At 52.6% G+C, this 25824-nt stretch carries 24 protein-coding genes, 2 tRNA genes, 1 rRNA gene and 1 pseudogene; 15 read left to right on the plus strand and 13 right to left on the minus strand.

Annotation, left to right across the window (positions count from 1 at the left end):
• The 5 genes from rrf to C9I92_RS20355 form a co-directional block, all read left to right on the plus strand.
• Positions 1 to 96: ribosomal RNA gene (rrf, locus tag C9I92_RS20335) — 5S ribosomal RNA — on the plus strand; the annotation flags it as partial.
• A 43-nt stretch (positions 97 to 139) separates the two neighbouring features.
• A tRNA-Asp gene (locus C9I92_RS20340) sits at positions 140 to 216 on the plus strand.
• Between the two features lie 104 nt (positions 217 to 320).
• Positions 321 to 397: transfer RNA gene (locus C9I92_RS20345), tRNA-Trp, on the plus strand.
• A 563-nt stretch (positions 398 to 960) separates the two neighbouring features.
• Complete coding sequence (locus tag C9I92_RS20350) at positions 961 to 1296, plus strand: DUF1904 domain-containing protein (protein WP_047886818.1); 336 nt, start codon at positions 961 to 963, stop codon at positions 1294 to 1296.
• Between the two features lie 61 nt (positions 1297 to 1357).
• Complete coding sequence (locus C9I92_RS20355) at positions 1358 to 2203, plus strand: endonuclease/exonuclease/phosphatase family protein (protein ID WP_047886817.1); 846 nt, start codon at positions 1358 to 1360, stop codon at positions 2201 to 2203.
• Here C9I92_RS20355 and C9I92_RS20360 read toward each other — a convergent pair.
• The 3 genes from C9I92_RS20360 to gloB all read right to left on the minus strand — a co-directional run bounded on the left by C9I92_RS20360 (position 2190) and on the right by gloB (position 5267).
• On the minus strand, positions 2190 to 2879 hold the full coding sequence (locus C9I92_RS20360) for a YIP1 family protein (RefSeq protein WP_047886816.1): 690 nt from the start codon (positions 2877 to 2879) through the stop codon (positions 2190 to 2192). The two genes, C9I92_RS20355 and C9I92_RS20360, sit on opposite strands and share 14 nt — an antisense overlap.
• Positions 2876 to 4438, minus strand: a complete 1563-nt coding sequence (locus C9I92_RS20365) for a lytic transglycosylase (RefSeq protein ID WP_047886815.1) — start codon at positions 4436 to 4438, stop codon at positions 2876 to 2878. Before C9I92_RS20365 ends, C9I92_RS20360 begins: the two co-directional genes overlap by 4 nt.
• Positions 4439 to 4508: 70 nt before the next feature.
• Positions 4509 to 5267 (minus strand): hydroxyacylglutathione hydrolase, encoded by a 759-nt coding sequence (gloB, locus tag C9I92_RS20370; RefSeq protein ID WP_047886814.1) that lies wholly within the window; start codon positions 5265 to 5267, stop codon positions 4509 to 4511.
• A gap of 59 nt (positions 5268 to 5326) precedes the next feature.
• Here gloB and C9I92_RS20375 point away from each other — a divergent pair, with 59 nt between their 5' ends.
• A complete protein-coding gene (locus C9I92_RS20375) occupies positions 5327 to 6070 on the plus strand; it encodes a methyltransferase domain-containing protein (protein WP_047886813.1) in 744 nt (247 codons plus the stop codon).
• Between the two features lie 80 nt (positions 6071 to 6150).
• Here C9I92_RS20375 and rnhA read toward each other — a convergent pair whose 3' ends face one another.
• Complete coding sequence (rnhA, locus tag C9I92_RS20380; protein ID WP_047886812.1) at positions 6151 to 6615, minus strand: ribonuclease HI; 465 nt, start codon at positions 6613 to 6615, stop codon at positions 6151 to 6153.
• A gap of 52 nt (positions 6616 to 6667) precedes the next feature.
• Here rnhA and dnaQ point away from each other — a divergent pair, with 52 nt between their 5' ends.
• Both dnaQ and C9I92_RS20390 read left to right on the plus strand, forming a co-directional pair.
• The gene (gene dnaQ, locus C9I92_RS20385) at positions 6668 to 7396 is read left to right on the plus strand and encodes a DNA polymerase III subunit epsilon (RefSeq protein ID WP_047886811.1); all 729 of its coding nucleotides are present in this window, start codon (positions 6668 to 6670) and stop codon (positions 7394 to 7396) included.
• Between the two features lie 8 nt (positions 7397 to 7404).
• Complete coding sequence (locus C9I92_RS20390; RefSeq protein WP_047886810.1) at positions 7405 to 8646, plus strand: TIGR03503 family protein; 1242 nt, start codon at positions 7405 to 7407, stop codon at positions 8644 to 8646.
• Between the two features lie 116 nt (positions 8647 to 8762).
• Here C9I92_RS20390 and fadE read toward each other — a convergent pair whose 3' ends face one another.
• Entirely contained in the window at positions 8763 to 11213 is a 2451-nt protein-coding gene (gene fadE / locus C9I92_RS20395) for an acyl-CoA dehydrogenase FadE (protein ID WP_047886809.1), read from the minus strand.
• Between the two features lie 481 nt (positions 11214 to 11694).
• Between fadE and dauA the strand changes: the two genes are divergently transcribed.
• From dauA to C9I92_RS20410, 3 genes are all read left to right on the plus strand, one after another.
• The gene (gene dauA, locus C9I92_RS20400) at positions 11695 to 13413 is read left to right on the plus strand and encodes a C4-dicarboxylic acid transporter DauA (RefSeq protein WP_047886807.1); all 1719 of its coding nucleotides are present in this window, start codon (positions 11695 to 11697) and stop codon (positions 13411 to 13413) included.
• 62 nt (positions 13414 to 13475) lie between these two features.
• Positions 13476 to 14054 carry a D-sedoheptulose 7-phosphate isomerase gene (lpcA, locus tag C9I92_RS20405; protein ID WP_047886806.1) on the plus strand — a complete coding sequence of 193 codons (579 nt, stop codon included), beginning with the start codon at positions 13476 to 13478 and terminating at the stop codon, positions 14052 to 14054.
• Between the two features lie 39 nt (positions 14055 to 14093).
• Positions 14094 to 14903 carry a class II glutamine amidotransferase gene (locus tag C9I92_RS20410; protein ID WP_047886805.1) on the plus strand — a complete coding sequence of 270 codons (810 nt, stop codon included), beginning with the start codon at positions 14094 to 14096 and terminating at the stop codon, positions 14901 to 14903.
• A gap of 62 nt (positions 14904 to 14965) precedes the next feature.
• Here C9I92_RS20410 and purN read toward each other — a convergent pair whose 3' ends face one another.
• Both purN and purM read right to left on the minus strand, forming a co-directional pair.
• A complete protein-coding gene (purN, locus tag C9I92_RS20415) occupies positions 14966 to 15610 on the minus strand; it encodes a phosphoribosylglycinamide formyltransferase (protein ID WP_047886804.1) in 645 nt (214 codons plus the stop codon).
• Positions 15611 to 15614: 4 nt separating this feature from the next.
• Entirely contained in the window at positions 15615 to 16655 is a 1041-nt protein-coding gene (purM, locus tag C9I92_RS20420) for a phosphoribosylformylglycinamidine cyclo-ligase (RefSeq protein ID WP_047886803.1), read from the minus strand.
• 196 nt (positions 16656 to 16851) lie between these two features.
• Here purM and upp point away from each other — a divergent pair, with 196 nt between their 5' ends.
• The gene (gene upp / locus C9I92_RS20425) at positions 16852 to 17478 is read left to right on the plus strand and encodes a uracil phosphoribosyltransferase (protein WP_047886802.1); all 627 of its coding nucleotides are present in this window, start codon (positions 16852 to 16854) and stop codon (positions 17476 to 17478) included.
• Between the two features lie 383 nt (positions 17479 to 17861).
• On the opposite strand, the gene C9I92_RS20430 is transcribed toward upp, so the two are convergent.
• Positions 17862 to 19118: a uracil-xanthine permease family protein gene (locus C9I92_RS20430; RefSeq protein WP_047886801.1), complete on the minus strand. Its 1257-nt coding sequence runs from the start codon at positions 19116 to 19118 to the stop codon at positions 17862 to 17864.
• A 299-nt stretch (positions 19119 to 19417) separates the two neighbouring features.
• Here C9I92_RS20430 and C9I92_RS20435 point away from each other — a divergent pair, with 299 nt between their 5' ends.
• Complete coding sequence (locus C9I92_RS20435; protein WP_053061920.1) at positions 19418 to 20578, plus strand: DUF2066 domain-containing protein; 1161 nt, start codon at positions 19418 to 19420, stop codon at positions 20576 to 20578.
• A 118-nt stretch (positions 20579 to 20696) separates the two neighbouring features.
• On the opposite strand, the gene C9I92_RS20440 is transcribed toward C9I92_RS20435, so the two are convergent.
• From C9I92_RS20440 to bepA, 4 genes are all read right to left on the minus strand, one after another.
• The gene (locus C9I92_RS20440; protein ID WP_047886800.1) at positions 20697 to 21128 is read right to left on the minus strand and encodes a DUF2069 domain-containing protein; all 432 of its coding nucleotides are present in this window, start codon (positions 21126 to 21128) and stop codon (positions 20697 to 20699) included.
• Between the two features lie 45 nt (positions 21129 to 21173).
• Complete coding sequence (gene wrbA / locus C9I92_RS20445) at positions 21174 to 21752, minus strand: NAD(P)H:quinone oxidoreductase (RefSeq protein ID WP_047886799.1); 579 nt, start codon at positions 21750 to 21752, stop codon at positions 21174 to 21176.
• A gap of 8 nt (positions 21753 to 21760) precedes the next feature.
• Positions 21761 to 22111, minus strand: coding sequence for an arsenate reductase (glutaredoxin) (gene arsC / locus C9I92_RS20450; protein WP_047886798.1), 351 nt, complete (start codon positions 22109 to 22111; stop codon positions 21761 to 21763).
• Positions 22112 to 22288: 177 nt separating this feature from the next.
• A complete protein-coding gene (bepA, locus tag C9I92_RS20455; protein ID WP_047886797.1) occupies positions 22289 to 23743 on the minus strand; it encodes a beta-barrel assembly-enhancing protease in 1455 nt (484 codons plus the stop codon).
• A 184-nt stretch (positions 23744 to 23927) separates the two neighbouring features.
• Here bepA and C9I92_RS20460 point away from each other — a divergent pair, with 184 nt between their 5' ends.
• Positions 23928 to 24155, plus strand: coding sequence for a sulfurtransferase TusA family protein (locus tag C9I92_RS20460; protein ID WP_047886796.1), 228 nt, complete (start codon positions 23928 to 23930; stop codon positions 24153 to 24155).
• 8 nt (positions 24156 to 24163) lie between these two features.
• Positions 24164 to 25243, plus strand: coding sequence for an AI-2E family transporter (locus C9I92_RS20465; RefSeq protein WP_047886795.1), 1080 nt, complete (start codon positions 24164 to 24166; stop codon positions 25241 to 25243).
• A 129-nt stretch (positions 25244 to 25372) separates the two neighbouring features.
• Here C9I92_RS20465 and C9I92_RS20470 read toward each other — a convergent pair.
• Positions 25373 to 25510 (minus strand): annotated as a pseudogene (locus tag C9I92_RS20470) (hypothetical protein); the annotation flags it as partial.
• Positions 25511 to 25824 lie beyond the last annotated feature (314 nt).

Consider the following 25824-nt stretch of genomic DNA (forward strand, 5'->3'; position numbering starts at 1 on the left):
GGAACCAACTGATCCCATGCCGAACTCAGACGTGAAACGCAGCAGCGCCGATGGTAGTGTGGGGCCTCCCCATGTGAGAGTAGGACATCGCCAGGCACCCAATTTAGGTTAGCGTTCTGAACAAACGTTAATCCTGAGTGGAGCGGTAGTTCAGTTGGTTAGAATACCGGCCTGTCACGCCGGGGGTCGCGGGTTCGAGTCCCGTCCGCTCCGCCACTTATTTGAAGGGTTCGCCCTTCGGTCGAATGAGTCCCGCTGGATCGCCAGCCCGGCCGTTCCGCCACTTATTCAGACAAAGTTAAGTCTTAAAAAATAACTACAGGGGTGTAGCTCCAATTGGCAGAGCAGCGGATTCCAAATCCGCGTGTTGGGAGTTCGAATCTCTCCACCCCTGCCACTATCGAAGCCTCAGCAGAAATGCTGGGGCTTTTTTGCATTTTTACCTCCTAGGAAAGAGCCGCCGATTCCCCTGAAATTAATAAACAGTGCGTATTGGAAGCTGGATTCGCCAGCCCGGCCTAATCTCTCCACTCCTGCCATTTTCGAAGCTCAGACTAGGCATCCCCGAAAAAATGCTGGGGATCTGATTCGTTGGTGCTTACCACTCTTGCCTAAATAACTCCGTGTCTTAAGGAGGCTGCGTCTCAATGAAGCATACACCTCGAAGATCGTGATTTTTCCCAACTGAGATATAAATATGTGATGATAAAAGTCAGTGTTATGACTGGCTGATGGCTAACCTAACCCTCAAAATTGTAAGGTTTTCTTTAAAAGTGAGAGATCTCGTGACGGATAGAAGCCAAATTGGTGAAAAGAAAAGGCATAGACTTTTGCTGAATCGCACGGCAAACTTGGCGCTTTTAATGAGCACATTATGAGTGGTGGTTCGAGGTTTGATACTTCTCTGACAGTAGGTGAGTAGCTTAAACTGTCAGAAAACACCGCTTGAAGGGAGACGCTATGCCACACCTACGATTCAGAGCCATTGAGTTTGATCACGTAAAATCGTTGTCGACCAAGCTGGTTGATGAACTGGAGCCTTTAATGGTGTGCCCCCGTGAAGATTTTACGCTGGAGCATATTTCCACCACGTTCATTTTTGACGGGGAAGTGTCTGATGCTTATCCGTTTGTCGAAGTACTGTGGTTTGACCGGGACCAGGATGTTCAGGATAAAGTTGCTCAAAGTATTACCGCTGCGGTGCGGGCTGAACTTGAAGATCCGGAACTGGATGTTGCGGTGATTTTTACGGCGCTGACACCGTCGGCGTATTATGACAACGGCAGTCATTATTGAGTTATCAACGGCCTTTGGGCCGTTTTCCTTTCGGGGCTGAAGTCGTTTTTAGGTAGGGTCAATGTCACGCTATACCAAGGTTGTTGCAGGATTAGGTGCGGTCGCAGGAGCGTTGGGGATCAGTGCCTTCAACTGGTCATTTGATGTCTCGGATGTTCCGGAGGTCAGTGCAAATGTGCTGGCTCCGCAATTTTCGTATAGCTGCGTTCATAGTGAAGTGGCTTTGCCTTTGGATCAGCAGGGGGAATTCTCTGTATCGGTCTGGAATATCTATAAACAGCAGAAAGAAAACTGGCGTGAGGCGTTGGCGCAATTCTCTGCGCACAGTCAGCTGGTGCTTTTGCAGGAAGCCAGCCTGACGCCCGGCTTGAAAGATTATCTGGATGACACCGAATGGAAAGTCCGGATGGCCAATGCGTTCAAGTTTTTGAATACCCCGGCTGGCGTAATGAACCTTTCCAGTGTCAATGCCAAGACGACCTGCGCCTATCTGGCTATGGAGCCCTGGCTGCGTCTGCCGAAATCTGCATTATTGTCTGAGTTTGTGCTGTCGGATGGAAAGACATTGGCTGTGGTGAACCTGCACGGGGTGAATTTCGCGCTTGGGCTTGAAGAGTACAAAGAGCAATTCAATACCTTAAAGAAGGTGCTGGACAAGCACATTGGCCCAATCATTCTGGCGGGAGATTTTAATACCTGGCGTCAGGCTCGGGTTGAGGTGGTAGAGCATTTTGCGCAAAGTTTGGGTCTGAAAGACGTGGTGCTTGAGCGGGATCGTCGAATCAAGGTGTTCGGTAAGCCATTGGATCATCTGTATTATCGCGGGGTTCGTCTGGTAAATGCAGAGGCACCCGTAACGGATGCCTCAGATCACAATCCGATCATTGCCAGATTCAGGCTGCAATAATCAGCAATGGCCAGATCAGCAGTGTCATTAGCCAAGGCAGGGCGGCAACAATAATGCATTTAGCCCGGTCGTAATCGGTCCAGGCACTGACAACGGCATAGCTCAGTGCAATATACCAAGGCATCAGTAACGGTATCGTCGTGGTAAATGGCGACCATGGGCTGTTGAGAGGGAGTTTCAGCAGGCCATTAAGGCTATTCAGATCCGCTGCATTCGGCAGAATCTGGCTGGTGTTAAAGACAGCATTCAGGTAACTGGCTAAATCACCAATGACAGCCGGTAACATGATAAAGCAGGCCGCGGCCAACCATTTACCGAAGCTGTGGGTATAAGTGCTGCTTTTGGTTGACAGGTTCAGCCACAGAGCCAGCACAAACAGCGCTGCAGTACGGCCAATCACATCACTGAATACTTCACCAGCCAGCAGAACTTCTTTACTGAGCCAGGCTTCCTGGATTTCTTGTTCCACATTACCGAGCTGATACATCAGCGTTTGCTGCAGCCAGGGCAGATCCACATGATTAAAGTACGCTCCCCAGAAGAAAAACGGGCCGAGAATAATCAGCAGATACGGTACAAACGCCCACTTCGGGCGTTCGTGGATGGCTGCAAAGCATTCAATTGGTGAGCGGAATGCATCCACAACGGCAATAAACGGATTGGATGACGGTGTCATGCGCTTACCTTAGTGACATCAATGTACAGTTTCAGTTTTTGTCCCGGCTTCAGGTATTTTTGACTGCCGATTTGATTCCATTTCACCACATCAGCCACTTTCACATTGTAGCGTTTAGCAATGGTGCTCAGGTTATCGCCAGACTGCACTTCATAATAGACGGTTCGCAAAGCATTGCTGGTGTCTTTGTCTTTCCACAAGGTGAGCTTTTGTCCGATACGCAGCGGTTTGCGCTGGGTAATATCATTCCATTTCTGGATATCTTTCACCGAGACATTATTGCTGCGTGCAATGCTCCACAGGCTGTCACCAGAACGGACGGTGTAGCTGGTGCGATAGCCGTTTTCGTGGGTCACCTGGTTTTTCCGGACCAGACTTACCGCCGGAGCGTCCGGCCCCTGCGAGGCAACCGGAATTAGTAGGTGGCGACCAACCCGGATATTGGTACCGGTCATATTGTTGGCACGTTGAATCTGTTTAGTCGTGGTCCGGTGTTTTTTGGCGAGCGCACTTAGGCTGTCACCGGATTTAACCTGGTAACGAATGACCTTCATGCCACGACGACCATTTTTGGCAAATGCGGTGTTGAATCCATCAACCTTATTAATCGGAAGCAGGAGGTGACTTGGGCCATCTGGAGCGGTTGCCCAGTGGTTGTAGCCGGGATTAAGGCTTTGCAGTGTTTCTACATTGACACCGGCAAAGGATGCCGCCATCGCCAAGTCCATCTGAGTGCCAGGTTTTACCAGTTTCACCGCCGGTTTATTAGCGATTACCGGAATGTCGAGACCGTATTTTTCGTGATTACGGATCACATCGGCGACAGCCAGCAGTTTCGGTACGTAGCCACTGGTTTCTTCAGGCAGATTCAGCGACCAGAAATCCGTAGGCTTGCCTGCAGCTTGGTTTTGGCTGATGGCTCGGAAAACCCGGCCTTCGCCAGTATTGTAGGCTGCCAGAGCATGAAGCCAGTTCCCATCGAATTTGCGGTTTAGGTACGTCAGTAAGTCCAGAGCCGCACGGGTTGATTCCACCACGTCACGGCGGCCGTCATACCACCAGTCCTGTTTTAGTCCGAAGGTGCGTCCTGTCGGCTGAGTGATCTGCCACAGCCCGGCCGCATGCCCGTGTGAGTAGGCAAACTGATCGAAAGAGCTTTCTACGATAGGGAGTAACGCGAGTTCCAGAGGGAGGTTACGTTTTTCAATTTCTTCGGTGATCAGGTACAGGAAGGGCTCGGCACGTTGTGCGACAACTTGAAGGTGACCCGGGTAGCGGCGGTACCAGTTGCGGTAGTAATTAACGCGTTGGTTTTCAGGTATCTCGAGAGACATCTGCATACTGATCCGCTTCCAGACATCGTCTTGTTCCTGCGGTGTCACGGTCACGACTGGCGGGACATTCTGCGGCGTTGCCTTTGTTGTTGGTTTGGTAGCAACCTGGGCCGCAGACGGGTTAAGGGGGGTTGTGTTTGTCGTTTCTTCTACTGTATCTGTCGTTTTAGTAATTTGGCAACCAGCCAGTAATAGCGCACTTGCCAAAAAAATTCGGGATTTCATGTGTCCAGCCCATAGCCAAAATAGCTGGAAATGATACTTGTCCTACCACCTCAGTGACAAGTGACAGATGTCAAAATTCGTCCTTCCAACGACGCAGCGCGGCAAAGGTTTCAACATCACTGTTGCCCGTCGCTTTGTTTGCAACGGATTTTTTGATGCTTGGCTGATCGCAGCGCAGGAAAGGATTAATCAGTTTTTCCTGTTTCAGAGTGCTCGGAATCGTGCTGATTCCCTGGGCACGCAAGCGGCTGACTTCTTCGCGGTAACGTTGCAGATGGGGGTTATCCTGCTCGGCTACCAGGGCAAAGGCCAGGTTGCTGCTGGTGTATTCGTGGGCGCAGTAGACTTCTGTTTCGTCCGGTAAGGCGGCCAGTTTTTGCAGGGAATGGAACATTTGCTCTGGCGTGCCTTCGAACAGGCGGCCACATCCAGCCGAAAACAGCGTGTCACCGCAAAACAGTTTGCCGTCTCCGACATAGGCGACATGACCGGCAGTGTGCCCCGGTACACCCAGGACCATAAAGCGTTCACCGAAAATTTCGACCTGATCCCCGTCTTCAACCGAACGGGAAACTGCCGGAATGGGCTCGTCAGCCGGTGCAACTATGTTTATATTTGGATAACGACGCTTCAACTCGCTAAGACCACCGACGTGGTCGTGGTGGTGGTGGGTGATCAGAATGGCATCCAGATGCATTTGTTCTTCTTCCAGCACCTTGAGAACCGGAGCGGCCTCGCCGGGATCAACCACTACACAATGGTTATCCGGACTGTGAATCAGCCAGATGTAATTATCATTGAATGCAGGTATGCTTTTTACTGTCAGCATGATGTTGTTCTCCGGCCTGTTTCTGTTTTGTTGAGCATGGATTGAGTTTGGTGTCGCTTATGAAGCCAGCCCGCATATTAAAACACATCGATCCACCCCATACCTGGTCGCAGGTCGTTAATGGCGAATGGGCCGCTGAGTTGCTTCAGGCCCAGCTGGACGAATGGTGGCCTAAGTTGTTTGGCTACCACATGTTGAAGCTGGGCGGGCTAAGTTGTGAATTAGCCAGTGGCCATTGTAACATCCAGCACCAAATTTGCATCGACAAGTTCAATCCACTGCATAACGTCGTGGCTGACCCGTTTGCATTGCCATTTGTCGAAAAAGCCTTTGACGTTTGCCTGATTGCCCATCAGCTTGATTATTGCTCGGATCCTCACCGTTTGCTGCGAGAAATCGACAGAGTGACCATGGATGACGGTTATCTGCTGCTCAGTGGCACGAACCCAATCAGCGTGGTGGGGCTGCGGGCATTATTGCCCTGGAATCGCAAGCGTTATCCTTGGAAGGGGAGAATGTTTATGCCGATGCGGATCAAAGACTGGCTGAGTGTGCTGAATTACGAAGTGGTTTTTCATGAAAACTTTGCCATTTTACCGGCCACTCATCATCAGGCTTGCTCTGCCTGGATGGAGGGGATGTTATCTGAAAGCTGCGCCGGTATCGGCAGCATGTATCTGATTGTGGCTCGTAAGCGTACTGTGCCCCTCAAACCGATTAAGCCGACCTGGAAAGTGCGACGGCAGTTGGCACCGTTGGGGATGAACTGTCGAACGAAGGCCAGTTCAAAGCGGCAGTGTTAACAATAAAACGGCACTACCCAAAAACACCGATTTCCAAATTAACAGAGGCGGCCCGATTGCCGCCTTATATCCGCTTAGGGTCAGGAGGCTTGGTACCCGGTGTCTTCCTGAGTCGGGGCATTGGCCGCGGTACGAGCCAGTTCGTCACAACGTTCATTCTCAGGGTGACCCGCGTGACCTTTCACCCAGTGCCAGTTCACGTGATGGCGTTGGGTCTCGGTATCCAGCCGTTGCCATAAATCGGCGTTTTTCACTGGTTTTTTGTCAGCGGTTTTCCAGCCGCGCTTTTTCCAGTTGTGGATCCACTGGGTAATGCCTTGTCTTACGTACTGACTGTCTGTCGTCAGGTCTACCTTGCAAGGTTCTTTCAGAGAGGCCAGGCCAACAATGGCGGCCAGCAGTTCCATCCGGTTATTGGTGGTCATGAAAAAGCCTTCGCTAAGCTCTTTTTCATGCTGTTTATAACGTAAAACCGTGCCGTAACCGCCGGGCCCCGGATTGCCGAGGCAAGATCCATCCGTGAAAATTTCTACCTGCTTGGTCATATTTGGTAGTATTCGTCTTAGTTGAAAACTTTAGTCTGACACAATCGCTGCTATGAAAGCCACTAATGAACGCATAATCGTCTTTGATACCGAAACAACCGGTATGAATATGACCGGTCCTCACTATGAAGGGCACCGTATTGTAGAAATCGGTGCCGTGGAGATCATTAACCGTAAACTGACCGGGAACAGTTTCCATGTCTATATCCGGCCGGATCGTAATATCGATGTGGAAGCCATTGATGTTCACGGTATTACGGATGAATTTTTGCGCGACAAACCGACTTACGCTGACATCCATGATGAATTCATGGAGTTTATTCGCGGCGCCGAGCTGGTTGCCCACAACGCACCCTTCGATATCGGTTTTATGGACTATGAGTTCAGCAAGCTGGATACGTCGATAGGAAAAACGACTGATTTCTGTAAGGTCACCGATACCCTGGACATGGCCAAGCGCCTATTTCCGGGGAAACGGAACAACCTTGATGTGCTCTGCTCGCGCTACGGGATAGACAACTCGCACCGTACGCTACACGGGGCCTTGCTCGATGCCGAGATTCTGGCTGATGTCTACCTGATGATGACAGGTGGCCAGACGTCGCTGGCGCTGAATGCCGGGGGCGAAGAAAGTGATGCTGGTACCGAAAATGAAATCCGACGCTTGGCGTCCGGGCGAAAAGCGCTAAAGGTTATTCGAGCATCTGCCGATGAATTATCTGCGCATGAGCAGCGTCTGGATATCATAGGTAAAAAAGCCGACGTTATGTGGCGTCTATAAGAGGTACAATGAAGCGATTATCTTGGCTAATTGGATTATTGCCGGTGTTGTCGTGGGCAAGCGACGATGCGGCTATGTCATGGCTGGATAACCGCTTCCGTGTTGACCCGACCATCAAGCAGGTCTCGTTTGTGGTCAAACGTGAACAGAGCAGCCATTCGGTTGTACTGGTTCGCCCTGACGGGCAAAAATATTATGCCTGGCGCCATCCGGACAATGTGTCCTGGTACGAAGAACCCGGCATGGATATCATCTCCATTGAAAACCCGATGCCCGGCCCCTGGCAGGCTGTCGGTAAAGTCACGCCTACCAATCAGGTAAAAGTGCTGTCAGATCTGCAGTTGCAGGTTGCCACGTTACCTTCCCGTCTTTATCAGTCGGAAACCCTCAAATTTACGGCACGCTTAACCCAGAATGGCCAGCCATTGACGATGCGGGATTTTCTGGATCGGGTGAAGTTATCGGTGGTGTTCTACGAATACATTGAGAATGTCGAGTCGCTGCCGAAAGAATCCCAGCCGTCGCCAATTCCGTTAGGGGAGTTTGCTGACGATGGCTTAGGCTTTGACGAGGTGCCGGGAGATGGCGTGTTTACGGTGGCATTACCGGTGGAATTGCAGCCGGGGAAATACCGGGTTAGCCTGAGCTCTGGCAATGGCATCTTCTTACGGACGGTTGAGCAGGAAGTACTGGTTTATCCACCACCACTGCGCGCCAGCTTTATTCAGGGGCGTGGGCGGCATGAGTATCACCAGATTGTGGTGGATGCCGAGGAAGGTGCCATCAAGCCGGGATCGCTTGCCGCTCATATCGAGCAGGTCAGCTTTGACGGTACCCGAACTATCAGCCAGCAGGCGGCGTTAAGCGATGAGGTTGATCTGAAGGTCTGGCTGCCAAACGGAGAAAAACCGGGGCGTTATACCTGGTCTGGCTGGCTTTATGCGACGGACAACTTCAATAACCGTGAACTGATTTTTAAACTGCCGGAGAGCCATTTTGCCGTGATGGCTGAACTTCAGCTGGATCGCAACCTGGAGTCATTCCGGGAGCAGCAGGAAGCTAAAGCCAAGCAGGCTGAAATTGCTCAGATGGAAGCGGAACGTGAAGCGGCGCGCAGTAAAGCGTGGAAGATGATTGCCGCAGCAAACCTGGGCGTGATCGGACTGGTGGCGTTGCTGATGGTGCTATGGCGCAAATGGCGAGCCAAGAAAGCCGTGAATGATGCGGGGCTGGATATTCCTGAAGCCTGAGGGCTGCCCCCGACAGATGGAGTCGCGCAAGCAGAACAAAGAAAAGGGAAGCCATTGGCTTCCCTTTTTTCGTCAGGGTTCCCCCCTAACTGACGTTGTTGCCTGCAGCAGATGGTTTAGGCCGCAATTTCTTTTGGCGAAGCCTGGTAAGCCTTCGCTGCCAGATCGCGCGGGTCGAAGTCATCAACATTGATGGTTTCGAGACGGCCGGCTTCAGCGCGGCGCAGTAACTCTGCTTCTTCCGCGTTAATCACCTTCAGCTCCAGACCGGTATCTGCGACTTTATCCAGCTGCATGAAAGGCATTTTCTTGCCAGCGGCCTGACAGACGCGATCATAGATCGGCTCTGCCGCCAGAATGTCTTTCAGTGCTCGCTCGATTTTGCCGACCGCGGAATTCTCGGTGTCTTCCAGGAACTGGTTCCGGCCGATGCGGTTACGGCTGTCACATGGCGTTTGCAGAATACGGGCAACCTGGTGGTCCAGTTTGTCAGAAGGACGCACTCGGCTCATTCCCAGCGGGAACACAATGGCACGCAGTACGGCTGCAATCGGACGATTCGGGAAATTACGCAGGAATTCATCCAGCGCTTCCTGAGTCTGGTACATGGCGTCCTGCAGACCCCAGTGCAGCAGCGGCAGGTCGTCTTTCTGGTAGCCTTCATCCTGGTAACGCTTCAGGGTGGCAGAAGCCAGGTAAAGCTGACTCAGCACATCGCCCAGACGGGCAGAGAGGCGCTCTTTACGTTTCAGCGAGCCACCCAGTACGGCCATCGACATATCAGCCAGAAGCGCCAGGTTGGCACTGTAGCGGTTGATCTGCTGATAGTAACGTTTGGTTTCATCTTTACGCGGTGCCTTGGAGCCACGGCCGTCGCTCAGACCCAGCCAGAAAGATCGAACCAGGTTACTGATCACGAAGCCCACATGACCGAACAGTGCGCCGTCAAACTCATTCAGGGCTTTTTCGGCGTTGTCATTGTAAGCGGCATTCATTTCTTCCAGTACGTAAGGATGGCAGCGGATCGCCCCCTGACCGAAGATGATCATCGAACGAGTCAGAATGTTGGCCCCTTCAACGGTCACGGCAATCGGAGCACCCTGATAACCGCGAGCCAGGAAGTTACTTGGCCCCATACAGATACCTTTACCGCCCACGATATCCATTGCATCGATAACGCCACGCTGGCTGCGGTGAGTACAGTGATACTTCACGATGGCAGAGATCACGGATGGTTTCTCACCCAAATCAATCCCGGCAACAGTCAGGCTGCTGGCCGCATCCAGCACGTAAGCATTACCGCCAATCCGTGCCAGTGGCTCTTCAATCCCTTCCATTTTACCGATTGGCAGTTTGAACTGGCGACGAATACGGGCGTACGCCCCGGTTGCCAGCGCCGCGCTTTTCAGTCCGCCGGTTGAGTTCGACGGCAGCGTGATACCACGGCCGACTGACAGGCACTCAACCAGCATACGCCAGCCTTGACCCGCCATGTCCTGACCACCGATGATGAAATCAATCGGCACGAACACTTTATCGCCCTGAGTCGGACCGTTCTGGAACGGAACGTTCAGTGGGAAGTGGCGACGGCCAATCTCTACACCGTCAATATCTGTTGGGATCAGGGCACAGGTAATACCGAGATCCTCCTGATCACCCAGCAGGTGCTCAGGGTCATAGAGTTTGAAGGCCAGACCCAGAACGGTGGCGACCGGTGCCAGCGTGATGTAGCGCTTGTTCCAGGTCAGCTCCATCCCCAGCACTTCCTCTCCCTGCCAGTGACCTTTTTTCACAATACCGAAATCAGGTATTGACCCGGCATCAGACCCGGCTTCCGGGCTGGTCAGAGCAAAACAGGGAATTTCTTTACCTTCAGCCAGACGCGGCAGGTAGTAATCTTTTTGATCCTGAGTGCCGTAATGTTGCAGCAACTCACCGGGACCCAGAGAGTTTGGGACGCCAACGGTTGACGACAGTACGCCGGAGACACCGGTCAGCTTCTGCAGAACCAGTGATTGTGCGTAAGCGGAAAACTCCAGACCACCGTATTCTTTTTTGATGATCATGGCGAAAAACTTATGATCTTTCAGGTACTGCCACACTTCCGGCGGTAGATCAGCCAGCTCATGAGTAACCTGAAAATCGTTCACCATGCGGCACACTTCGTTGACCGGACCGTCGAGAAATGCTTTTTCTTCCGGGCTCAGACGCGGAGCCGGGATGTCATGCAGCTTGTCCCAGTTCGGTGCGCCTCGGAACAGATCGGCTTCCCACCAGACCGTCCCGGCATCGATCGCTTCTTTTTCCGTGCGCGACATTTCCGGCATTACGCCTTTGAAAGCTTTCAGTGCCGGGCGGCTGAGCAGGGAACGACGCAGCGTAGTCATGTTTAACGGTACGGCAACCAGCAGGAACAGCAACCAGCTGTACTGACCGACGATATCCAGCAGGGTTCCCAGAATCAGGGCTGCGGCGATCGCGATAGTAAAGGTTTTCAGGTTGGCGCGGTGGTATGCGAGTACACCGGTCAGACCGAGCAGCCCTAGCAGGTACACAAGTGTTACCATGTTCAATCTCCTTATATGGGCGTTTCATTATTATTGTAGCGGGTACGTTTTTATTAAGGTAAGAGGTCTTACCACTTGTGATAAGTGTAATTTGATTTTTAATGAAATGTAAAATGTTTTTCTGTTCTGAAATTGACCGGTTACGTAAAGATGTCTTGTCAGCCCTTGCAGAGCCTCGGTTTGATCAAGATCAGTCCGGGGCAAATTACGGCTTGAGAAAATTCCTCACACAATTAACATATAGTGATGTTGATCACGTATTTGCTCGTTTTTTCTCCGCTCGAGCGGGTAAACTATGAGCAGGGCATGCCTGCCAGAGGCGGGATTTGCCCATATGTTGCCTTTCCCGAATTCCGACTGACATCTACTTGCCGGGTCCCTATCTCGGGATGACAGCTTCTCGTTTTCTTATCTAGATCTGAACCAGACTCCCCATGAGTGTGGTTTTTTGCGTTTCCGTTTAGTCTGCAAGGGGTTAACCGTGTTGGTATTTAATGCGATGAAACAGGCCTGGCGGGAAGGATTCTCCTTCTCGACCTTACGTTCAGATGTCATAGCCGGTATCACGGTCGGGGTGGTGGCGATCCCGTTGGGGATGGCGTTGGCGATTGCCGTTGGCGTACCGCCGCAGCACGGCCTGTACACTGTTATCGTCGCGGGTTTACTGGCGGCATTGCTGGGGGGCTCTCGTTTTAATATCACCGGCCCGACGGCCGCGTTTGTGGTGATTCTGCTGCCGATCACGCAGCAATACGGGCTGTCTGGGCTGATGCTGGCCACATTGATGTCCGGGGTGATCCTGCTGCTGATGGGGCTGTTGCGGCTTGGCCAGTTGGTGGCGTATGTGCCCTATCCGGTGACAACCGGCTTTACGGCGGGTATCGGTCTGACGATTGCCTTCTTGCAGCTGAAAGATCTGCTTGGCCTGACCGTGGCGACTAATCCGATCCACTTTCCGGAAAAAGTTGTCGCTTATGCCAGTGCAATGCCTTCCATTAATCTGGCCGATGCCCTGGTAGGCGGGTTGACCATCGCTGCCTTTATCCTGTGGGCGAAGCTCAAAACGAAAGTGCCTGCGCATGTGGTGGCGCTGTTGACTGGTACAGTGGTGGCATTGATTGTTAATGCGTCAGGGCAGGGCCACGTTGGCCTTCTAGGCGAAAAATTCCAGTACCAGATTGGTGATTTGATCGGGCAGGGGATTCCGCAGGTGCTGCCGCAACTGGTGTTGCCTTGGCAGGAAGGCCAGTTCAGCTGGTCGCTGGTGGTGGAACTGCTACCAGCCGCGTTCACCATTGCCATGCTGGGTTGTATTGAATCGCTGCTGTGTGCGGTTGTCGCGGATGGGATGACCGGCACCAAGCATAATCCGAACTCTGAGCTGGTCGGTCAGGGGCTGGCAAACATGGTGGTTCCGTTCTTTGGCGGGATTCCGGCCACTGCCGCCATTGCCCGTACCGCGACGAACATTCGCGCCGGGGCATTTTCGCCTATTTCAGCCATTGTGCATGCCTTGTTTGTCCTGGCTGCGATGATCGCGCTGGCGCCGGCGTTGTCGTTTGTGCCGATGAGTGCCCTGGCCGGTCTGCTGATCATGGTCGCCTGGAACATGTCTGAAGCCCCCCATTTTGTGCATACGCTCAAGGTGGCGCCTCGCCGCGATATTGCGGTGCTGATGACCTGCTTCACCCTGACGGTTGTGTTTGACATGGTTGTCGCAGTGGTCGTCGGGCTGCTGCTGGCGGGTTTGCTGTTTATTCAGCGTATAGCCTCGCTGACCACCGTCGAAAAAGTGGGAAGTACTCACTCACACCTGAATTTTGGGGAAGATGTGGTGGTGTATGACATTAACGGCCCGCTGTTTTTTGCCGCCAGTGAGAAAGCGTTGTCAGTGATTGAACGGGCGGCGCCTGAGACCCGTGCGGTGGTGATGGATTTGAGCGATGTGACCACCATTGATATCACCGCGATTCACGCGTTGGAATATGCCCTTGAGCGAGTGCGTGACTACCCCGTGTACCTGTTGGGTGTGGCACCGCATATCGAGCAAAAGCTGACCTCGGCCGGTGTGCTGGCGCTGGAAAATGTGGCGCTCTACCACAGCACAGAGTCATTACGTGAGCATTTTGCGAGTCAGACTCACAATGTTCTGGGTCAGGAGTCGACACCTCCGGCGGTTTCTTTGTACACTGCAAGCTAAGGCCATGTATCTGCGGGGCATCATGCCCCGCTTTTAGTATGTGAATAACCAGAGTAGAGCCTATGTACCAAGATATTATCCGCGCAGAGTTGACAGAAGCGGCCGAAGTGCTGAACCGCTTTCTGAGCGACGAGAAGAACATTGCTGATATCGAAGCGGCAGCCAAGCTGCTGGCCGAGTCATTCAAACAGGGCGGTAAGGTACTGTCATGCGGTAACGGTGGCTCCCACTGTGATGCCATGCATTTTGCGGAAGAGCTGACAGGGCGATACCGTGAAAACCGTCCGGGTTATCCCGGTATTGCGATTTCTGATCCCAGCCATCTGTCCTGTGTCAGTAACGACTTCGGCTATGAACATGTGTTCTCGCGCTACCTTGAAGCGGTGGGAATGAAAGGGGATGTCCTGTTCGGGCTGTCAACGTCCGGCAACTCCGGCAACATCCTGAAAGCCATTGACGCGGCGAAAGCCAAAGGCATGAAAGTGATCGCCCTGACCGGCAAAGACGGCGGCAAGATGGCCGGACTGGCGGATGTGGAGATCCGTGTCCCACATTTTGGCTATGCTGATCGTATCCAGGAAGTGCATATCAAGATTATCCACATCCTGATCATGCTGATTGAAAAAGAGATGGCGGCATAACACCACTTGGTGTCTGAGCGATTTAGGACATAACGGAAGATGTGTGAACTCCTTGGCATGAGTGCCAATGTACCGACTGACATTTGTTTTAGCTTTACCGGCCTGATGCAGCGGGGCGGTAAAACCGGCCCGCACCGTGATGGCTGGGGAATCACCTTTTACGAAGGAAAGGGATTCCGTACGTTTAAAGATCCGTCTCCGAGCTTTGACTCGCGTATTGCTGAGTTGGTTCAGAACTATCCGATCAAGAGCTGCGCGGTGGTCAGCCATATTCGGCAGGCTAACCGGGGCGGGGTGAATCTGGAAAATACTCATCCGTTCACGCGGGAACTTTGGGGGCAGTACTGGACGTTCGCCCACAACGGACAACTGACCGGTTATGATCAGCTGGAAACCGGACGGTTCAAGCCGGTTGGCGAAACGGACAGTGAAAAAGCGTTCTGCTGGCTGCTCAATCAGCTGGATGCCCGGTTTCCGGAAATCCCGCAGGATTGCGATGCGATGTTTGCGTTGGTGGCCGAATGTTGTGACACCCTGAGACAACTGGGGGTTTACAATATGCTGCTGAGTAATGGCGAGTATGTACTGACTTATTGCAGCAATAACCTGCACTGGATTACCCGACGTGCACCGTTCGGTAAGGCGTCACTGATTGATGAAGATGTGACGATTGATTTCCAGCAGGAAACCACCCCGAATGATGTGGTGACGGTGATTGCGACCCAGCCGCTGACCAATGATGAGCGTTGGCACAAAATGGGCGTAGGGGAATTCAGTGTGTTCCACCTGGGTGAGCCGGTTTACAGCCGGGTATTAGAGTCTGATACCTCCGGCGAGAAGAAAAAATAAAAAACGCGACCGTGGGTCGCGTTTTTTATTATGGAACACAGAGAAAAGGGATTAAATGTTACTCAGTCCTCTGCCGCGTAACCGTTCGCTGGCAGGATATCCCCTTCAAACACCGCATTGTTTCCTTGCATAGTGACTCGCTGCTGTAAGCACCAGTTGGCAACAACCGGATAGATACGGTGCTCTTGCTGCTGTACGCGTGCCATGACATCCTCGGCGGTATCATCCTCGAAAATCGGCACTTTGGCTTGCAGGATCACCGGGCCACCATCAAGCTCTTCCGTGACGAAGTGCACGCTGGTGCCATGTTCGGTATCACCGGCATCAATGGCTCTCTGGTGAGTGTTCAACCCGGTGTACTTTGGCAGCAGGGAAGGGTGAATATTGATCATTCGCCCCTGATAGTGACGAACGAAATCGGCACTCAGAATCCGCATGAAGCCAGCCAGAATGATCAGATCCGGTGAGAACTGATCAATGTTGTCGGCCATAGCCCGGTCAAAGGCTTCACGATCGGTGTAATCACCGGCAGCCAGGTGCAGCGTATCAATACCTGCCTGATGAGCCCGTTCCAACCCGTATGCATCCGCTTTGTTCGAGATAACGGCCGCTATGCGCGCGTTCTCAATGATGCCTGACTCGCAGGCATCAATAATGGCTTGCAGGTTGGAGCCGTTACCGGAGATCAGAACGACAATATTTTTCATACGATTACAGGATCTCCACCTGTGCTTCGTTAGCGCCGGCTTCAGCAATGTGACCCAGTAGCCAGGCGTTTTCACCTTCTGCGTTTAAAATGGCAATCGCTTGTTCAGCCTGAGCTTGTGGCAGCGCAATCACCAGACCCACGCCGCAGTTGAAAGTGCGGTACATTTCGTAGGTTTCGACATTACCGGCTTGCTGCAGCCAGTTGAACACGGCTGGCCATTCCCAGCTGTTACCGTCAACCACAGCTTTGGTCCCTTGCGGCAGAACGCGAGGGATATTTTCCCAGAAACCGCCGCCTGTGATGTGAGAAATCGCGTGAACATCGCAGCTTTCCATCATCTTCAGAGTCGATTTCACATAAATTTTTGTTGGCTCCAGCAGGTGGTCAGCCAGAGGTTTGCCTTCCAGATCCTGGCTCAGGTCGGCGGCAGACACTTCAATGATTTTACGAATCAGTGAGAAGCCGTTAGAGTGAGGGCCGCTTGAGGCAACCGCAATCAGGGCATCGCCGGCTTGTACTTTACTGCCGTCGATAATCTCTTCTTTTTCCACCACACCCACGCAGAAGCCTGCTACATCGTAGTCTTCGCCGTGGTACATTCCCGGCATTTCAGCCGTTTCACCGCCGATCAACGCACAACCAGACTGCACACACCCTTCACCGATACCGGCAACAACCTGAGCGGCAGTGTCGACATCCAGTTTGCCTGTTGCGTAGTAGTCCAGGAAGAACAGCGGTTCAGCGCCCTGTACAATAAGGTCGTTGACACACATGGCCACCAGATCAATCCCGATCGTGTCATGTTTGTTCAGATCCATTGCCAGACGCAGCTTGGTACCCACACCGTCTGTACCGGACACCAGCACTGGCTCCTTATACTTAGTCGGCAACGCACACAACGCACCAAATCCGCCGATACCGCCCATCACTTCAGGACGGTGGGTGCGTTTTACCACCCCTTTAATACGATCAACTAATGCATTACCTGCATCGATATCAACACCAGCATCTTTGTAACTAAGAGAAGAGTTATTGCCGCTCACAGGAGGTCCCTCAACGTATTAAAGTAAAAAAGCGGGGGTATGATAACAGCACTCAGGGCGGAAAGGAAAACGTTTGCGTCAAATATTGTGAGAGGGTATTTCCTGACCAAACGCAAGGCTGGCCCCTACCAGAACCGTATTGGTCTAGTGTATAATAGTGCGATTTTTTGAAATTTTGTTAGCTTAGGAGTCAGAAATGAAAGTCGTTGAGGTAAAACACCCACTGGTAAAACATAAGATTGGTCTTATGCGCGAAGGTGACATCAGCACTAAGCGTTTCCGTGAGCTAGCAACAGAAGTCGGCAGCCTGCTGACTTACGAAGCGACGGCAGACTTCGAAACAGAAAAAGTGACTATTGAGGGCTGGAACGGTCCCGTTGAAGTTGACCAGATCAAAGGCAAGAAAGTTACCGTTGTGCCAATTCTGCGTGCCGGTCTGGGTATGATGGATGGCGTGCTGGAGCACATGCCAAGTGCTCGTATTTCAACCGTCGGGATTTACCGCGACGAGGAAACGCTGGAGCCGGTTCCTTACTTCCACAAACTGGCTTCTAACATTGATGAGCGTATGGCGCTGGTCGTTGACCCAATGCTGGCAACAGGCGGCTCAATGATCGCGACGATCGACCTGCTGAAAGAGCACGGCTGTAAATCCATTAAAGTGCTGGTACTGGTTGCGGCACCGGAAGGCATTGCGGCGCTGGAAAAAGCTCACCCGGACGTTGAGCTGTACACGGCAGCTATCGATGAGAAACTGAATGACAAAGGCTACATCGTTCCTGGTCTGGGCGATGCTGGTGACAAGATCTTCGGTACGAAGTAATTGTCAGACTGAGAATTCAGAAAAAGCCGGCGATTGCCGGCTTTTTTATGTCTGTAATTTTTGCGCTATCGAGATATGGGTATAAGCGGGATGGGAAAGTGAGTCAGGGTATCCTGAGCCTGAGTGAAACCGCGTCGAGCTATACCATGTCGCTACAACTACAACTACAGCTCCGTCATACCGCTCTATCATATAACTCAATCTATTATAGCGACGCCAAGTAGCGACATCTTCACTGAGTGTGACCGTGGCAATGTTACACGCGGTTTATCCGCCATACGCGGCAACTTTTCGCGTCGCTGCCCTCAGTGTCAATTTTGTTGTAAACAAAAAGAGCTGCCCGAAGGCAGCTCTTATGTATTAGCGAACGCTAGTGTGAAGAATTATTTCGAGTCTTGCGCGCTGTCCAGCTGCGCATTATCAACCACGTGATTTTCACCCAGGTCCGCAGGCAGAATCAGGTTCAGTATAATGGCGACAATACCACACAGGCTGACACCTTGCAGGCTGAACTCGCCGATCCCAAAGGCCATACCGCCAATCCCGAATACCAGGGTAACGGCAACAATCACCAGGTTGCGTGATTTATGCAGATCCACCTGGTTTTTGATCAGCGTGTTCAGGCCGACGGTTGCGATTGAACCGAACAGCAGAATCATGATGCCGCCCATTACCGGTACTGGGATGGTTTGCAGAATGGCGCCCAGCTTACCGACAAAAGCCAGTACCAGCGCAGTGACTGCGGCCCAGGTCATGATTACCGGGTTGTAGGCTTTGGTCAGCATAACGGCACCGGTAACTTCAGAGTAAGTGGTGTTTGGCGGCGCACCGAACAGCGAAGCAGCCATGGTTGCCACCCCGTCACCGGTCATGGTGCGGTGCAAACCCGGCTTCTTCAGGTAGTCTTTACCGGTCACGTTAGAAATAGCCAGCATATCCCCGACGTGCTCAACGGCCGGCGCAATTGCTACCGGAATCATGAACAGCATGGCATTGATATTAAACTCAGGGTATGTGAAGTTTGGCATGGCCAGCCAGGAGGCCTGTTGTACCGCAGTAAAGTCAACCACACCGTAGACCAGTGCCGTCACGTAACCGGCGACGATACCCGCCATAATCGGCACAAGCTTCAGGAAGCCACGGGCGAACACGCTGAAGAAAATGGTCACCAGCAGCGAGACAGAAGAAATCCACAGCGCAGCATTGCCGTCGATCAGTTGAACCGCACCGTCACCGGTTTTACCCAGCGCCATGTTCACCGCCGCAGGTGCCAGCCCCAGCCCGATGACCATAATGACCGGCCCGACCACCACTGGTGGCAGCAGCTTGTGAATAATACCGACACCGCGCACTTTGATTATGCCACCCATACAGATGTACACCACACCGGCCATCATCAGGCCACCCATGGTTGCCGGGATACCCCAAGTTTGAACACCGTACATGATAGGAGCAATAAACGCGAAAGAGGAAGCGAGGAAAATAGGGACAGAGCGTTTAGTAATGACTTGGAACAGGAGGGTACCTAGACCGGCACCGAAGAGCGCAACGTTGGGGTCCAGACCGGTAAGTAGCGGAACCAGAACCAATGCCCCGAATGCAACAAAGAGCATCTGAGCACCTTGTAAGATCTGCATCATTTGTATATTTCCCATCCTAGCTGTAAAAAAATCGCGGAATGTTAGCATAGAAGAAATCGTTTGCCTAATTCTCCACTGAGAAAGTAGTGAATAAAGGCAAAATGTCGCTGGGTGGGTGTTTAGGGAAAGAATAACTGACGCAGCCTTGACGTATTTGTCGCCATTTTGGCTAAATATGAATAAAAGCGATGGCATAAAAATGCCGTCATGTCCGGATTTTTCCTACAATTGGTTGCCGAATTTAATGGGATCAATTTATCATCGTGCAACAATCAATCTAAATGATAAATGAGTTTATTATGCTGCGTCTTACCTTCCTTCTTATGGCCCTGCTGGCCGGGACTGTGCAGGCTGCAACAGTCACAGACCTTTACCAGGCCAGGATTGTGTTGCCCGATACTGACAGCCAGTCAGAGCAAAATGCCCGCCGCGATGCCCTTGCTCAGGTGCTGGTGAAGGTCTCGGGACAGAGCCGGGTGGTGAACAATGACGTCGTGACCAAGGCGCTGGCTAACAGTAACCCGTTTGTCAGCCAGTATGGTTACGGCAACCTGAAAGGGAAGCGTACCCTGGATCTGACTTTCGATCGGAACCGTGTGCGCCAGTTGCTGACTCAGGCTCAGGCAACCTTCTGGGGTGAACAGCGCCCGAATGTGCTGGTCTGGCTGGTTGAAGACGCGGAAAGCAGCCGTAACATTGCCTGGGATCAGTCGGGTAACCCGTTGCTAGCCGGGATGAAGAGTGAGGCAGACCGAAGAGGTGTGCCGACCATGATGCCAATCGGGGACTTTGAGGACGTTACGGCGATCAGCGTCCCGGATTTGTGGGGCGGTTTTGTCGGGCCAATCGTACAAGCCAGCCAGCGCTACCAGCCGGAAGCGGTGCTGGTGGTTCGCGCCCGCCGTAAAGGGCCGGATGACTACGTCATGAACTGGCAGCTGTATGCAGAAGGCCCGGAAAAAATGGCGGCGACCAAGGTGACGCCATCTGAAGGACAGGCATCCGGTACGTCGGAGGCAACGCTTCGTCGGATGATGGATCATGTGGCCGATCAGCTGGGAGTGAAATATGCCGTGCCGCTGGGGGGTGATGAGAGTGGCCAACTGGCCGTGGTGGTCAGTAATATTCGCAGTGCCAAAGATTTCTTTACCCTTGAGCGCATGATGACCAACCTGAGCTCCGTGGCCGGAATCAATGCTTATCGCATTCAGGGGGAGCAGGTGGAGTTTTCCGTAAAACTATTGAGTACGGAAGCAGCCTTCCAGCGTGAACTGAGCCAGAACAGCCGCCTGTCAGAAGTCACAGCGCCTGTGATGCCTGCAGAGCCGATGGAAGCATCAGAGGTTCAGCCAACAGAAGCCGTACTGGACGGGCAGACAGACTCATCTGAGACGCTATCTGCCCCAGCGAAACCGGTGAAGCAAGTCAGCATGTATGAATGGCGTGCGCCACAGGCCTGATTGAGCCAGTGGTTCATTGACCCTAAAAGTGATAAAAAAACGGTGGCTGATGCCACCGTTTTTATTTTTCATATTTCGCTAAGTCGCTAAGTCGCTAAGTCGCTAAGCTACTAAGCTACTAAGCCGACGGCCCCTCATGACGGGCTTTTTCTTCTTTCTCGACTTCCGACAACTTTTTCAGTTTGATGCCGAGTTCGCGGCCGCGATGGCGGGCAAACATGGCATTGGCGACGAAAGCACAACTGGTGATCAGCAGTTCAACCAGAGCGAGCCAGCGTTCACCTTCATCTACCCACAGCATGGTCAGTGCGTGGAGAAAGTAGAACATCAGAATAAAATTGGCCCAGGCATGGGTATAGGGTTTCCCTGCCAGAATGCCTTTGAGCGGCAGCAGTAGCGGAACAATCCAGACACCGGCCATGATCAGGCTATTCAGGTGCGGGTGCGGCGAAAGCAGGCTTTGCCACAGCCCAACCCAGACCATCAGTGACAGGTAAGCGGTTAAGGCGCCCAGGCGCAGGCGGCGAGTGTGTTGACTCATGGGGGTCATGGTACGCATCCTTCAGTATGACCGTGTTGTCCCTAACGGGACGGCTTACATTAGTTTCAGGGCCGCTTCGGCCAGGCGTTTGCCACAGGCCTGAGCCAACTCGCATTCTTCTCGGCTCAGCTGACGGCTTTCCCCGGTGTTGAAGTGGGATGGTCCGTAAGGAGTTCCGCCTGACTGGGTGGTATGCAGCGCCGGCTCTGAATACGGGATCCCGACGATCAGCATGCCGTGATGCAGCAGGGGCAGCATCATCGACTGAAGCGTCGTTTCCTGCCCACCGTGCATTGATGATGACGAGGTAAACACACAGGCAGGCTTGCCGATCAGTGTCCCACCAAGCCATTCCCGGCTGGTCGTGTCCCAGAAATGCTTCAGGGGGGCGGCCATGTTACCAAACCGCACCGGACTGCCCATCGCAAGGCCGATACACTGTTGCAGATCGGCCTGACTGACCAGCGGATCACTATCGGAATCCTGCGCACTGTTACCCTGACTGTCGATGTCAGCCACGGTGCGAAGCATGGCTTCACAGCCGTCAACCTGTTCTATCCCACGGGCAATCTGGCGTGCCAGTTGGCGGGTATTGCCGTGACGGCTGTAGTAAAGAACCAGAAGGCTTTTCATACTGGCGCTTACAGGATGTCGAGCACTTGCTCTGGCGGACGGCCCATTGCCGCTTTGTCACCATTGACCACGATTGGACGTTCAATCAGTTTCGGGTTGGCGGCCATGGCTTCAAACAGTTGCTGCTGGGTCACGTTGTCGCCGTCCAGGTTCAGCTCTTTGTACAGGCTTTCCTTGGTACGCATCATCTCACGTGCCGATCCATAGCCCAGTTGGCTAAGTAGCGTCTGAAGTTGCTCAATCGACGGCGTTTCATCCAGATATTTCACGATAGTCGGAGCGATACCTTTTTCTTCCAGCAGGGCCAGAGTTTCACGGCTCTTAGAGCAACGTGGGTTGTGATAGATAGTGACTGACATAGTTATTCTTCCTTTTTGAGGCTTATCCGCTCCCGCGTTCAGGCCGGGAGCCGAGCAGATTTTGAGGCGTATTGTATACCGAATCAGGGGGAAGCGGCAGGGGAGCAGGGCTTGAGGCCAGCGCAATGCCAGGCGGATCACATCTCCTGCCGGGTGGCAGGAGATGAGGGGAATTACTCAGAGTTCCGCGGCACGCTGGCGGGCCAGACGGAGCTGGTCTATCCGGGCGTCATAGCGGGCCTGATCCAATGAGTCCACATCAACAATTTGACTGGCCTGAATATAAAGCTGAATTGCCTCTTCCCAGGAGCCGCGCAGGGCCAGCACTTCCGCTCGGGCAGCCAGTTCGGCATCACGACGTCCCAGCGTGGCTTGTGCCTGAGACAACATATGCCAGCCGTTGGAGTCGTCCGGGTTGTCATAGGTGTAGCGGGTCAGAATCGGCACACTGTCGTTCATTCTGCCGGCTTCCTGAAGGGCATGAGCCAGGTTAAGGCGTAATACCTTGTTATCTGGGTTAGCTTTCAGGGCTGTTTCCAGGCGTCTGATGGCTTTGTCGTACTGCTTTTGCTTCAGATCCAGATCGGTAGCCGAATCGATGAAAAACCGGTTTCCCGGATCACTGGCCAATAACGGATCCAGCAAAGCGTGGGCCTGAGGGTAATTATCGTTGTCGATGTACACTAGCGCCTTGCCGTAATTGAGAGCAGTACGTACCACCGCATCGGCACTTTTCATTTCACGGTCAAACCAGCCAAGGGCAGCTTTGCTGTCCAGCCCGGCGTAACGGGCGACAATACGGGCGCGCGCCAGATGGTAGCGCTCAGATTCGCTCATCTGACGGCTGGGATACTGATTGGCTCGGCTGCGGCTGTCAGTGATCCGCGATTCCGGCAGGGGGTGGGTCAGCAGCATGGGTGGCGGTTTGCTGGCATAGCGGTATTGATCTGCCAAGCGACCAAAGAAACGCGGCATAGCCTGCGCCTCAAAACCGGATTTGGCCAGCGTCGCGATACCAATGCGGTCAGCTTCCTGTTCATTGCTACGGGTATAGTTGATTTGCCCCTGCGCCGAGGCGGCTGTTGTGGCATGAATGGCAGCCATTCCGGCTTCCGGTGAGGCGATGGCCAGCATCATGGAGCCAATCAGGGCTGCCAGGGTCGCCGGTGATTTCTTGGCCTGATCTTCCATGCTGCGCGCCAGATGGCGCTGAGTCACGTGGGCTATTTCGTGCGCCATAACAGACGCCAGCTCACTTTCGCTACGGGCATACAAGAACAAACCGGAATGGATGGCGACATGACCGCCAAAGAATGCGAAAGCATTAATGGCGCGGTTTTGGATCATAAAAAAGCTGAACGGGGTACGGACGTCACTGGCATTGGCGACCAGGCGATGGCCAAGATCCTGAATATACTCAGAGAGCAGCGGATCGGTAATCACCGGCATTTTGGCTCGGATCATACGCATGTAGGCGTCGCCGTACTGGAGCTCTTTTTCAATGCTCAGGGTGGCGGCGGCTGCCGTCCCGATTTCGGGAAGGTCATTAAATTCGTTGGCCGGGCTTGGCAGGCTGGTACCCAGCAACGCACCGATCAGGAGACAGGCTGGCGCCTTGGCGAATCGAAACATAGTAATAATTCGTACTGCCTTCTTTAACGTAGAGTTGCACTCGCGGTGATCGCGAGGTTCATAAAACCTGAATAAGGACTGTATTACAAGGTAATATGACCGTTAAACCTGTCACAGGTTTCTTTTTTGTCGCCTACTTGTCATTTACAATAACCCGATGGAAGATAATTGTCAGTATACCGGAATGGAAAGAGCCTTGCTGAATCTGACGGCAGAAAGGTGCCCGATGGCATTATTATTGGCCAAACGTGCTGTACAAAACCTGCACAGCGGCGAGTCAATGGAAATTCATGTGACTGACACGGGGGCAAGGCAAGATATACCCCGCTACCTATCTAATCATGGTTTTACTATCGAGGTCCGGGTGGATAATCACCAGGTACTGGAAATCATTGTGACCAAAGGGTTGTAATCAAATTTATGCTGGATATGTTGAATCGCTGGTATCAGCGACGATTTTCTGACCCCCATGCCGTTAGTCTGGTAGCTATTCTTCTGGGCGGGTTTCTTACCATTTATTTCTTTGGCAATCTGATTGCACCGCTGTTGGTCGCTATTGTTCTGGCATACCTGCTGGAGTGGCCGGTCATGAAACTGGTGCGTCTGGGGTTGCCTCGCACACTGGCCGTGATGGCTGTGCTGTTGGTGTTTGCCAGTTTGATGGTGATGGCCGTATTCGGCCTGGTACCGACCATCTGGCATCAGGTCAGTAACCTGATTGCTGACGTGCCAAACATGTTCAACGGCTTACAGAGCTTTGTCTCCAGTCTGCCGGAACGTTACCCGGATTTTGTCCAGCCGCATCAGGTCTCAACCTTCATGGTCACCCTGCGTGAAAAAGTGCTGGGGATGGGGGAAAGCGTGGTGAAAGGCTCGCTGGCCTCTTTGATCAGCCTGGCCACACTGGCCGTCTACCTGATTCTGGTTCCATTGCTGGTGTTTTTCCTGCTGAAAGACAAAGAGGAAATGATCAGCACCTTCAAGCGGGTATTGCCACAGAATCGTCGCCTGGCGAGTAAAGTCGGCGAAGAGATGAACGAGCAAATCTCCAATTATATCCGCGGTAAGGTCACCGAAATTTTTATCGTCGGTATTGTCAGCTATGTCACCTTTGCGGTGATGGATCTGCGTTATGCCGTCCTGCTCGGGGTGCTGGTGGGCTTCTCGGTACTGATCCCGTACATTGGCGCGGCAGTCGTGACGCTGCCGGTGGCGATGGTGGGTTTATTCCAGTGGGGGATTGGCCCTGATTTCTGGTGGCTGCTGGTGGCATACGGCATTATTCAGGCGCTTGACGGTAACGTACTGGTGCCGATTCTGTTCTCTGAAGCGGTGAACCTTCACCCGGTGGCGATTATTGTTGCGGTACTGGTGTTTGGCGGCTTGTGGGGATTCTGGGGCGTCTTCTTTGCCATCCCTCTGGCGACACTGGTCAAGGCGGTATGGAATGCGCTGCCGCCGACTCAGGAGCTTGTACCTGCCGAATCGGTGGAAGAGTAAGCATCAAAACCGACGTTCAATCAAAAAGGCCGCTAAACGCGGCCTTTTTGTTTTTTTAGAGGTGTTGGCTTAGGCCAGTGACACGGGCGAAAGGTACTTTGCTCCGGCAAGCCCGGAGAACCGCTTTACTTAACGGTTTTCGTTGAGGAATTTCAGCACCACCTCGTGGTGGTCTTTGGTTTTGAACTTGTTGAAGACATGCTCAATCACACCGTCTTCATTGATCAGGAAGCTGATGCGGTGCAGGCCGTCATACACTTTGCCCATGGGTTGCCACCCTTGGAAATATGCTAAGACATAAATTTTGACGATTCTTAATAAAGTCTATCTTTAACAATGAGTTAAGTTAATAAATTTCTTGTTTAAACCCTAATTATAGCAGTTGTCATATTTTTTTGTAAATTGGGCTATTTTTGACGCTTTTCGAAGCGGGAACTTGTCATAAAAAGTTTAGGCGATGTTATAAGATGAAGCTGATTTTCATTGCGACAGAATCGCTCGGTGATCACACACATGACTCTGAGCCTGTAACTCATTTGTGGACAAAACTGTTTTAGATGGCTTACTAATTTAGCAAATCA

It is taken from the genome of Photobacterium ganghwense (assembly GCF_003025595.1).
Lineage (GTDB): Bacteria > Pseudomonadota > Gammaproteobacteria > Enterobacterales > Vibrionaceae > Photobacterium > Photobacterium ganghwense.

Coding starts and splice junctions, on each gene's coding strand:
- C9I92_RS20350 (WP_047886818.1), top strand. CDS start 961: ATGCCACACCTACGATTCAGAGCCATTGAGTTTGATCACGTAAAATCG.
- C9I92_RS20355 (WP_047886817.1), top strand. CDS start 1,358: ATGTCACGCTATACCAAGGTTGTTGCAGGATTAGGTGCGGTCGCAGGA.
- C9I92_RS20360 (WP_047886816.1), bottom strand. CDS start 2,879: ATGACACCGTCATCCAATCCGTTTATTGCCGTTGTGGATGCATTCCGC.
- C9I92_RS20365 (WP_047886815.1), bottom strand. CDS start 4,438: ATGAAATCCCGAATTTTTTTGGCAAGTGCGCTATTACTGGCTGGTTGC.
- gloB (WP_047886814.1), bottom strand. CDS start 5,267: ATGCTGACAGTAAAAAGCATACCTGCATTCAATGATAATTACATCTGG.
- C9I92_RS20375 (WP_047886813.1), top strand. CDS start 5,327: ATGAAGCCAGCCCGCATATTAAAACACATCGATCCACCCCATACCTGG.
- rnhA (WP_047886812.1), bottom strand. CDS start 6,615: ATGACCAAGCAGGTAGAAATTTTCACGGATGGATCTTGCCTCGGCAAT.
- dnaQ (WP_047886811.1), top strand. CDS start 6,668: ATGAAAGCCACTAATGAACGCATAATCGTCTTTGATACCGAAACAACC.
- C9I92_RS20390 (WP_047886810.1), top strand. CDS start 7,405: ATGAAGCGATTATCTTGGCTAATTGGATTATTGCCGGTGTTGTCGTGG.
- fadE (WP_047886809.1), bottom strand. CDS start 11,213: ATGGTAACACTTGTGTACCTGCTAGGGCTGCTCGGTCTGACCGGTGTA.
- lpcA (WP_047886806.1), top strand. CDS start 13,476: ATGTACCAAGATATTATCCGCGCAGAGTTGACAGAAGCGGCCGAAGTG.
- C9I92_RS20410 (WP_047886805.1), top strand. CDS start 14,094: ATGTGTGAACTCCTTGGCATGAGTGCCAATGTACCGACTGACATTTGT.
- purN (WP_047886804.1), bottom strand. CDS start 15,610: ATGAAAAATATTGTCGTTCTGATCTCCGGTAACGGCTCCAACCTGCAA.
- upp (WP_047886802.1), top strand. CDS start 16,852: ATGAAAGTCGTTGAGGTAAAACACCCACTGGTAAAACATAAGATTGGT.
- C9I92_RS20430 (WP_047886801.1), bottom strand. CDS start 19,118: ATGATGCAGATCTTACAAGGTGCTCAGATGCTCTTTGTTGCATTCGGG.
- C9I92_RS20435 (WP_053061920.1), top strand. CDS start 19,418: ATGCTGCGTCTTACCTTCCTTCTTATGGCCCTGCTGGCCGGGACTGTG.
- C9I92_RS20440 (WP_047886800.1), bottom strand. CDS start 21,128: ATGACCCCCATGAGTCAACACACTCGCCGCCTGCGCCTGGGCGCCTTA.
- wrbA (WP_047886799.1), bottom strand. CDS start 21,752: ATGAAAAGCCTTCTGGTTCTTTACTACAGCCGTCACGGCAATACCCGC.
- arsC (WP_047886798.1), bottom strand. CDS start 22,111: ATGTCAGTCACTATCTATCACAACCCACGTTGCTCTAAGAGCCGTGAA.
- bepA (WP_047886797.1), bottom strand. CDS start 23,743: ATGTTTCGATTCGCCAAGGCGCCAGCCTGTCTCCTGATCGGTGCGTTG.
- C9I92_RS20460 (WP_047886796.1), top strand. CDS start 23,928: ATGGAAAGAGCCTTGCTGAATCTGACGGCAGAAAGGTGCCCGATGGCA.
- C9I92_RS20465 (WP_047886795.1), top strand. CDS start 24,164: ATGCTGGATATGTTGAATCGCTGGTATCAGCGACGATTTTCTGACCCC.